Below are 9816 nucleotides of genomic sequence, written 5' to 3'. Positions count from 1 at the left end.
TTGTAAAGCGGTGGTCAGACCACCGGGCGCAGGCGCTCAAGACCGCCGATCGCGGGATCAGCCTCGGACCTCTGGCCGATGACGTCCGCGACTGGCCCGTAAAGATTGATGTATCCCAGCAGGCGGTCGTATTCGCCCGGCGTGTAGACCACGGTCGCCTCGATCGAGGTCGGAACGACGAACGTCACTCCGTCTGCATCCCGGTGGACGTCCACGGGCGCGATCACGAATGCATAATTCTCCCCAGTCGCAAAGACGTGCTTGCGGGAGGTCTCCAGAACCCGCTCGATCTGTCGCGTCATTTCCAACGTATCGGTCGATGTGACTTGAGTTGAGAATTCTCCGCCGAGAGACAAAACTTCAAGCAGTTCGACGCCGATATTGGCCTTTCTCGATTTGATCTCCGTTCGCGTAAATAGGCGGCGGAACGTCTCCAGCCGTTTATCTACGGTTCGCTCCGTCCGTTCGAATGACGAGTTGGGCGGGATGAACTCGAGAACCGCCGTCTCGCCAACAGCGATCCTGCGCGACGGCACGTAGTTCGCGACATACTCGATCTCCAGCCGGTCGATCCGCCCGCCGCTGCGACCGCCGATCGTGGAAACGCGGACGCCACTACGCCGGACCTCCGTCGCGTCATTGTTCCAACCGCCGGCCCGGATCCGGCGCCCCTTGTTGGTAGTTAGCCAGAAGCGGTCGATAAGCCCTCGCGACGATCGCAAAACAAAGGAATCGATGTATTCGCCATTCTCGAAAAACAGTTCGCCCCGCAGGTTCCCGCTCGCATAGCCGAACCGCCGGTCGTTGAGATACAGGCTGGCGAGCCGCACGCCGCTTCCGCCACCGCCCTTGCTCTCGGTGATGCCGAGTGAAGTCACGAAGCGCCGCGGAAAAGCGGCGCCGCCGCCGCCACCGAACCGCACGACCTCGCGCGCCGCGGCTCCCGTCTGGGCGAGGAGGGGGACCGGGCCGCCTGCGATCACGCCCGAAGAGAGCGCGCCTACTGTAAATGATCGTCTCGTTACGCTGTCCATTCTACCATCTCCCTGAATGTGGATCGGCGCGCGGTCTGAGGCCGATCGGCGACGTCAAGCGTTTGGGTTCCGCGCCCGGGCTTCGGGGTTCGCGCCGCGGCGCCGGTCACCGGCGGGTTCTCCACGTCCAGCCGCCGCTACGGCGCGTCGCCGGGCGCGGGCCAGCGCAAGCGCCGCGACGGCGCACGCCAAGAGTGGCCCCGCGGCGGGCGCTGGGATGACGCTGAGCAGCACCTCGACGTCGACCGACCCCGTACCGACCGAGTCCGGCTTGGTGAAACCCGACAGCCGCAGCACGCCGTCCGGGCGGAACCGGTCGAGGATCGCGCCGCTCGAGACGACGAACGCCACCTCCGCCGATGGCCCCGCCATGACCATCGGCTGGCCCGCGAGCGCGAAGCCCTCTAGCACGAGCGTCTGGTCGGCGTCGAAGATGTTCAGAAAGAAGCCTGTCACGCCCCCGCCAAGCGGGTTGAGACCGAACGAGCCCCCCACGCCGATCTCGAAAGGCTCGGCCCCCGGTCCTGCCGCCGACCCTAGCGTCAAGGCGTCGACCCGGCCGGGATCGAGCGTCGGAAACAGAGTGTAGGCCACGTCGTCGCCTTCGAACACCTTGATCGAAGCGGCTGCCACCGCCTGAGGGGCGGTGGCGCAGCCGAGGGCGACGGCGAACGCGGGCAGAAGGTTCTTCGATGCGATCACTGATCTGACTCCATGGGTGTTCGGGCGAGTCTTCGCGACACTGGGCGGGATAAGCGGTCCGCGGCTGTCAAAGCAGTCCCGGATCAAGGTTCGCCGATGCGTCGGCGAGGTCCGCCTCGCTCAGCGTGACGCCGGTGACGAACAGCGTGTCGCGGTCGGAAGTCATGAGCGTCACGACGCTGCTACCGCCCAGCGTGCGAAGGGCGTAGTCGTGGCCGCTCAGGTCGATGCGGTCTAATCCCTGTTCGAAGTCGCGCAGATAGGCGACGTCGCGCCGCCCGTCCGCGGCCGTCCGCCCGAAGACGAAGACGTCCGCCCCGTCGCCGCCGAAGACCTGGCTCGACCGCGACGACCCGATGAGGATGCGGTCCGGCCCGTCGGTTCCCTCGATGCGCCGCTGGTCCGGCGCGCCCTCGATCACGGTGACCGGATCGGCGACGCCGGTCACGGCGACCGTCACCGTGGCGGCGGCGAAGTCGGTTCCGTCGGTCACGCGGTAGGTGAAGCTGTCGAAGGCGGTCTCGCCGAGGGCGAGGTCGTCGAAGGCGTCGTTCGGGTCGTAGCGGAACGTCCCGTCGCCGTTGTAGCTGACGCGGCCCCGCGCGCCCGAGGCATCGAAGTCGAAGAACGCCACCGTGTCGCCGAGGTCGAGGTCGAAGTCGTTGGCGAGCACGTCGGCGGTGTCGAAGGCGGCGTCGGCTGCGGTCGCGAAGCCCGCGCCGCCGTCGTCCTGCGCGACCGGTGGGCGGTTGTCGGGCGCGCTCGCTACGGTCACGCCGTCCGGGGTCAGCGACAGCGCGAGATCCCCCGCGCCGGGGCCGCTGAAGGCGACGACGGCTTCGTCGAAACCCGTTACGCTCGCCCCGCTCAGCAGAAGCGGCGCGTCGGCGGGGTCGAAGCCCTCGGCGACGACGATCTCGATGGTTGCGCCGGTCAGGTCCAGCGCGCCCGTCGCCTCGATGCCGTCCGACCCGTCAGGGCCGACCTCGAGCACAAGCCGGCCCGATATCGCCACGTCGCCCTCGACGCGCAGCACGCCCGGGCTGAAGCCGGGCGCGATGGTTGCGAGGTCGCTCGCGCTCAGGTGGCCGACGATGACGCCGACGCCTTGCAGCGCGCCGCCGTCGGCGACGAAGACGTCGCCGTTGATCACCCCGTCAAGCGAGAGGGTTCCGCCGTCGCCCACCGTGACAGCGCCGACGTCGAGCAGGCCCCCGAGCGCGACGACGCCCCCGACCTCGAACCGCTCGAACTGCTGGAACAGCGACCCGTCGAGCGCGCCGCCCTCGGCGACGAGCGTGTCGGTCCCAGTCCCGCCGACCGCGACGCCGTCGCTCAGCGACGCGCCCTCGCGCCAGATCAGCGTGTCCGATCCTGGTCCAAGCAGGATGTCGCCGCGGATCGCGCCGGCATTCGCGACGCGATCATCGCCGATGTCGCCGCGCAACGCCGCCGCGCCCCCCGTCGCCACGATCGAGCCGGCGTTCGCGACATCAAGCACGCCGACGACGTCGTCGTTCGCGGCGATCAGCTGCCCCGTGGCCCCGTTGGCGCGGACCGCCGCCGCCCCTTCGCCCGAGGCGCGGATCACGCCGCCCGAGCCGTTGATCAGGCCGCCGAGCGCCTGATCGACGGCCACCGCCCCGGCGCCGGTCGCCGTGATCAGGCCGCTGTTGGTCGTCTGGCCTGTATACGCCCCCAGCGCAGTCGCGCGGTTCCCCGCCGCCTCGATGGTCCCGCTGTTGGCGACGGCGCCCGATTGGCCGACGATGTCGGCGGCGCGCACGCCAAAGACGTTGGGTCCCGTGGCGCGGATGACGCCGGCGTTCTCGACGTCCACCGACCCGTCGATGAAGGCGGACACGGCGCCGCCGTCCTGAACGATGATCGAGGCGTCGCCACCGATGACGAGATCGAGTGTGGAGACCGTGTTGAACGGCTCTCCCAGCGACACGAACACGCCGTCGTCCTGCGCCTCGATCATGCCGTCCAGCCGGATCACGACGTCGCCGACTGTCGTCAGTGCTGCGCCGCCGGACGATGAGATCGACCCCTCGGCGCCGATCATGATCGTCTGATCGAGCGCGAGGGCGGTGATCCCGCCCCGGATCTCGCCGTCGATGGTCATGTCGACCGTTCCGGGGATGCCGGACTCGCCGACCAGGCTGAGGATGTGGCGCAGTCCTTCGTCGTCTCCCAACCGGGCGCTGTCGCCGACCTCGAGTTCGAACGTTCCGGCCTCGGCCGCGTTCAGCAGATTGCCGATCGCGACTCCCAGCGCGCCGTCGATCACTCCTGTGTTGGTCAGCGCGCCGTATGGCGCCGCATAGACGACGTCGCCTGCGATCCGGCCGCTGTTGTCGATCGTCGTCCGGCCAAGCCCGTCGGCGAAGACGGCCCCGAGGGCGTCGTCGTCCTCGTTGGCCGTCGCCTCGATCGTCCCCGTGTTGCGCAGCGTCAGGTTGTCTCCCAGCAACACCACGGCAAGATCGTCCGCGCGCAGCACGCCCTCGTTCAGTACCGTCTGGTTGTTCATCACCGCCAGCAAGGCGGGCTGGAACGCGCCGCGGTCCGGGGCTGACGCCGGGCGGGTCGCGGCGGTGGTCTCGATCAGCCCTGCGTTGACCACCGTCCCCGTCGTCGGCGCAAAGAACTGCGGCCGCTCGTCGGCGTCCAGCTCGTCCGCGACCAGCGTTTCGATCTCGCCGAGCGACGGCGCCAAGATCGAGAACACCGACGGCGCGTCGCCGACAGTCCCGATCTTGAGCCCGATCCCGTGGTCGCCAGTCGTGCGGATGTCGCTGTCGTTGCGGAGGTCGATGGCCTCGCCCAGCGCCCAGACGCCATAGGACTCGCGGCCCGTCGTCTCGATCAGACCATCGTTCTCCACCCGTGCGCCGGGGCCGCCGATCAGCACGCCCGGGGCCCGGAAGCCCGTTGTCCTGATGTCGCCCGTGTTCTCGACCGCGTTCGCGTCGCCGCCCTCGTCGACCACCAGCAGCACGCCGGCGCCGAACGGCTGGCGACCCTCGATCGCGCCAGCGTTCCTCACCGTCACGCCGTCGCCCACGACCGCGATCAGCGGTTGTCCGCCTTCGAAAAAGGTCGACGGGATGCGCACATCGGCGCCGTTGGAGGGGCGCGACCGGGTCTGGATCACCGAGGCCCCTTCCGGCACCTCGAAGGTGACGTTCCTGATCTCGCCGATGCTCCAGCCGGCCTCCAGCCCGTCTTCGTCGACGCCGCGGACGCGCACGGTCCGGTCGCGCAGGTCGAGCGCATTGCCGGGGTCGAATTCGAACCCGTCCAGTGCATCGGGGATCGCTTCGGGGAAGTCGCCGTAGAAGCCGAGGTTCTCGGGCGCGGCGAGCACGTAGACTTCGTCGGCAGGAACGCTCACACCGTCGACAACGACCATGAAGTTAGGGTGGATCCGCAGGACGGGGGCCGTCGCGACGACGCTGAATGACGCTCCATAGGGGAAGGGAGGATCAAGGGGCGAGGGATTGGGGTTTGGATTGACCAGATCGTCGATATTCGTCTCCAGCTCGACGAAAAGTTCGGCGACCGACACCGGGAACTGCGAGGCGTCGCCGACTTGCGCGATTGAGGCGCTGCCGGTCGTGAAGAGTTGATCGAAGCCGTTCTGGCCCTCCTCGGGCCGATAACTGGCCGTGTAGGTCGTTAGCAGCGAGGCGTTGAGCAGCGAGGCGACATCCTTGTCGAGCTGCAGATCAATCAGGATCGGGATGGGCTGATCGATCGGCGCCTGGGAGGTGATCGGGGCCAACACGAGCGGCGTCGAGACGCGGACGTTCACCGGGCGAAACGTGTTGGAGACGTCGTAATCGACTGAGAGCAGGATCGACCCCGTCTCGCCATCGATGTCGTCTCCATACCGCGTTTCCGCAACGTAGCTGGCGGCATCGAAAGCGCCCGAGAACGAGAGCGTGGCGCGGCCGACCCCGTTGGCGCCGCCGTCGGCGCTGAGATCAAAGCCGGAGGAGCCCTCGGTGATGAAGGCGTCGCCCAACGCCTCAACCGTGTACCGCGCCATTGAAACGTCTCCGAACAGCTTGGCCTGAATCGATCACCTTCCACGAGGTTAACGAGCATCGGCGGCGGCGCTGTCACCCCCGCGGGCGACAGGTCAACGCAGCGGTCCCTGGAGCGCCGCCAGACGCAGCGCCATTTCGCGCCGGTCGCGGACGTCGAGCTTGGAGAAGGCGCGGCGCAGATGCGTCCGCGCGGTGTTGGCGCTGACGCCCATCGCCCTCGCCAGCGCCTCGGTGTCGAAGCCCTCCGCAGCCAGCCGCGCGGCCCGCGCCTGCGCGGGGCTGAGGCCCGCAAGCGCGATCAGCGCCTCGATCCCTGGCGCCATGTCGCGTTCGGGGTCCGCGACCAGAACCACGGCGACGCCGCGGGCGTGGCCCGTCACCGTCACGCTGAGCGGCAGGGCGCCCGAGCCCCGCCGGGCGGGAAAGCGCACGCGGTGGCCTGGCGCGCGGGATGCGGCGCGGTCTATCTCCGCGCGCGCAAGCCTTGCCGCGGCAGGGTCTGCGAAGCGGAGCACGCCAGCGCCGACTCGCAGGCCGTCGCACTGCGCGGCGAGGGCGCGGCCCGCTTCGTTGACATCCAGAACCCGGCCGCCCGCGTCGCAGAGAAAGGCGGCGGAGGCGAGAGCTTCGAAGAGCGCGTCGAAGCCGAACGCCTGCGGCGCCCGTCTCTCAAAGACGACCGCTGCGGCGAGCGCGCGGCGCAGGTGAGGAAGCACCGCAAGGAACCGCATCCGCTCGGCGCCGTCGTCGCTGCTGTCGTCGGCAGGGCGCATGATTGACAGGAACTGCTCGCCGGACGGCGCGGCGTCGAGGATCGCGCCAAACTCGGGCGTCACGCCGAAGCTGCGCCGCAGGTGCTCGTCGAGGCTCAGGTAACCATGGGTTTCCGGTGGCACAGCCTGAGCCGGGTCTGCGCTCTTGTCGGGCTGGGCCGCCAGCGCTTCAATGTAGGCGTTGGCGTCTGAGACGAAGCGATCCCGGATCAGTTCGAAGTCGCCGTACCGAAAACCATGCTGCGCACGCAGGCCGAGACCAGTCTTCTCATTCCTGAAGACCAGCGTGACATACGGGCGACCTACAACCCGCCCGAGAGCCTCCGCCACGGCATACCATGCGCCTGTGGCGGGCGCCTGATACAGCAGATCGAGAAAAGCCTCGAGGTCGGCGTCGTCGGGCGGCATTGCCAATACCTACGGCGGCGGGTCCACTAACGAGAAGTGGGACGCTGAACACCCAAGTCAATGAATCGACAATGTGTCCATACGTCGTCGAGACTTCTGACGCTTCGCGCTCTTCTCGCCGCCGACGGCTTCGGCCGGTCGTCGACAAGGAATTCGACGACCGGCGCTGAAAGGTGGCGTTGCAGTGTTCGGATAGTCGACCAATCACCGCCCGCGCAGACAAGGTGCGAAGCCAGCCCGTTGTGCCGCAGCCTGCATCAGAACAATCTCACCTTTGACGGTTTTCGTCATGCGCTGCGACTTCGCGCTTGCGGCGCGCCATGAGGCCGAGGGCGGCGAGGCCCGCCGGCAGTAGGAACGCGCCCGCCGGCAGCGGGATCGGCGCAGGCGCGCGCGGATCGAGGCGGTAGGCGTCGAGCGTCAGGTCCACGCCGCTGTCGGTGAGGAACAGACCGTCGAGGATGACGCCGTCCGGGTCGATCATCGCCAGCCCCTCCAGATCAAACGAGTTGAACGCGCGGATCGCGCCCTGCGCTGGAAACTCGTCGATGAGTTGTCCGGACAGGGCGAGACCGAGGCCAAAGCTCGTGAATCTCCCCGCGCTGGGCCCAATAAAAGCGACGCCGCACTGCCTGCCCTCGTCCCGCGCCCTCTGGCATTCGGCGCTGCGCGTATAGTTGGGAAAGATGACGCCGCTGCTGATGATCGACGAAGGCGTCGGGGCGGCAAAGGGGATCGACACCGGCCCGGCGACCGTCTGGCGCAGCAGGTTTTGCGTCGCGCCCGGCGGCGCCGGGATGTCGCGCACCGCCTGGTCGCGCCACCGCGTGTCGCTGAAGAAGGTCATCTGCACCTGGCTGAAGCCCAGCAGCGGATCGCCGAACGGCACCGGCGTCACGCTGCCGGGGGGGATCTGGTTGATCGCGCCGGTCAACCGCCCCACGACCGCGATGCTGTAGCCCGTCAGCACCGAACCCGCCGTGGGCAGTTGCGGCGAGATGAACTGCACGCCCTCGAAGATCGACGCGCCGACGGCGCCGCCGCCGAAGGTGTCGAGTTCGATGCCGAGCGAGCTGACCGAGGCGCGCGACCGGGCGCTGATGGAGAAGCCGCGGTCGGCGTCGGCGGACGCCGCGTTCACCGATCCCGTGGTGTCGATGATCTCGCGCTCATAGGCGGTCAGATCGTTCTGGGCGCGAAAGAAATGCGCGCCAGCTTCGGTGACCGTCGCCGCGGCGGCGGCGAGCGGGCCGAGCGCGGCGAGGACGCAAAGCGCCGCGAGTTCCGTTGAATGTCGCATCGGTATCACTCCGCGTTGACAAGATGACATGAGGGCGCCGCGTTCTGCGCGCAGGGAACGGCGACGACGCCGGGGACCTGGGAACCGGGACGCACCTGTCGGCCGGTGCGGCCAGGCGGACCGCACGTCACTCTCGACGACGACGCCCCCCGCGCTCTATCCGCAACCGGCCGCCGCCGTCCGCTTCTGGCCGAAAAATCCTGCTGCGCGAAAACTCAAACGCCGCGGGCGCGGCGACCGCGCGCAAGCGTCTCGGACGGAGCCTCGCCGAAGGCGGTGCGGTAGGCCGCCGCAAACCGGCTCATGTGCAGGAAACCCGCCGCGAGGGCGGCGTCCGTCACATTGGCCGCCGCGCCGCTCTCCAGGGCTGCGCGCGCGGTGGCCAGACGGGCGCGGCGAAGATAGCCCATCGGCGACAGGCCGGTGAATGCGCGAAAATGGGTGGTCAGCGTGCGTCCCGGCACGCCGGCCGTGGCGACGAGGTCCTCAAGGCGGATCGGGTCGTCATGGTGCGCCTCAATGAAGTCGATGACGCGACGGACGTCTTGCGGCGCCGGGGACGCCGCGGGCGCCGCCAGAAGCGCCGAGTGGCTGTGGGGCTGGTAGAGCAGCAGCGCAGACAGCGCCATGTCCTCGAAATGCGCGGCGCGGCGCGGATCGCCCAGCACGTCCACCCCCCGGTCGGCCTGTTGCGCGATCAGCATCATGCCCTGCGAGATCAGGCCGCCGGGCCCCACCCCCAGTTCCAGGGTCGGCTCGAACTCGACCCGTCCGACGACGGGCTCGCCGACCAGCGCGCTGAGGCGACGGCGCAGCGCGTCCTCACGCACCGACAGCGACAGGCGCGCCGTTCCGCCCGAGACGACCGTGGTCTGCGGCGACCCCGGCGAGCCGATCACCGTTCGCTTGGTCGTGCAGGCCGCGAGCGCGCCGCCGGCGCCGGTCGCGGCCATGGCGCCGGCGAGAGGAACCGACAGGCCGTAATCGCCACGTTCCGCCGGCGCATCGATCCGCACACCGTCGCCGTAGCTCATCCAACCGATGTAGAAGCTGTCGGCGTAGAGCCCACTGATTTCGGCATGCGGGGCGCCACCGCGCCAACTGGCCTTGGGATGAACCGTCAATCCCTTGCCCGACAGGAACGTCCGGGTCGCCTCCGGATCGTCGGAGACTAGAACGCGATAAGCATCCAACATCACGCCACCCTACGCGCCGCTCACAGCATACTGTCTAGCGAGGCGGCGCTTCACAACCATGGAAAACGGCACGGAGACGTATCTTCGTCGATCGTCATGGTGCGGGACCCCCGATACGCGCCCAACCGGCCCCCTAGTCGCTTGCCTACAAGACCATGCGGCAGCCATGAAAGCCTGTTGGATCGCGACCGGCCGGAATGGCGAAGTGGCCGGACGGCGAGGGACTGTTGGCCTCGCAACCGCGAACGGCAGGTCCCGGGCGAGTCGTCCACAGGCCTCGACTGACGGCTTAGGTTCACGCCCGGTCATCCGACGAGCGCGACGCCGCGCGCGGCGGCCGCCGCA

At 68.8% G+C, this 9816-nt stretch carries 6 protein-coding genes; all 6 read right to left on the bottom strand.

From position 1 onward, the window contains the following. Nucleotides 1–14 precede the first annotated feature (14 nt). Nucleotides 15–1034, bottom strand: coding sequence for a hypothetical protein (locus V7Q31_RS15290; protein ID WP_333834729.1), 1020 nt, complete (start codon nt 1032–1034; stop codon nt 15–17). 54 nt (nt 1035–1088) lie between these two features. Continuing rightward, a complete protein-coding gene (locus V7Q31_RS15285) occupies nt 1089–1736 on the bottom strand; it encodes a hypothetical protein (RefSeq protein WP_333834728.1) in 648 nt (215 codons plus the stop codon). Nucleotides 1737–1803: 67 nt separating this feature from the next. After that, the gene (locus V7Q31_RS15280) at nt 1804–5793 is read right to left on the bottom strand and encodes an Ig-like domain-containing protein (RefSeq protein ID WP_333834727.1); all 3990 of its coding nucleotides are present in this window, start codon (nt 5791–5793) and stop codon (nt 1804–1806) included. A 93-nt stretch (nt 5794–5886) separates the two neighbouring features. Beyond that, entirely contained in the window at nt 5887–6975 is a 1089-nt protein-coding gene (locus V7Q31_RS15275) for a helix-turn-helix transcriptional regulator (protein WP_333834726.1), read from the bottom strand. A gap of 268 nt (nt 6976–7243) precedes the next feature. Continuing rightward, a complete protein-coding gene (locus tag V7Q31_RS15270; RefSeq protein ID WP_333834725.1) occupies nt 7244–8275 on the bottom strand; it encodes a VPLPA-CTERM sorting domain-containing protein in 1032 nt (343 codons plus the stop codon). A 215-nt stretch (nt 8276–8490) separates the two neighbouring features. Further along, nucleotides 8491–9471 carry an AraC family transcriptional regulator gene (locus V7Q31_RS15265; RefSeq protein WP_333834724.1) on the bottom strand — a complete coding sequence of 327 codons (981 nt, stop codon included), beginning with the start codon at nt 9469–9471 and terminating at the stop codon, nt 8491–8493. Nucleotides 9472–9816: the final 345 nt, after the last annotated feature.

The sequence above is a fragment of the Rubrimonas sp. genome (assembly GCF_036788415.1).
In the GTDB taxonomy this organism is placed as follows: domain Bacteria; phylum Pseudomonadota; class Alphaproteobacteria; order Rhodobacterales; family Rhodobacteraceae; genus Rubrimonas.
Note: the sequence above shows the minus strand (reverse complement) of the source record. Positions and strands in the feature narration are given on the sequence as shown.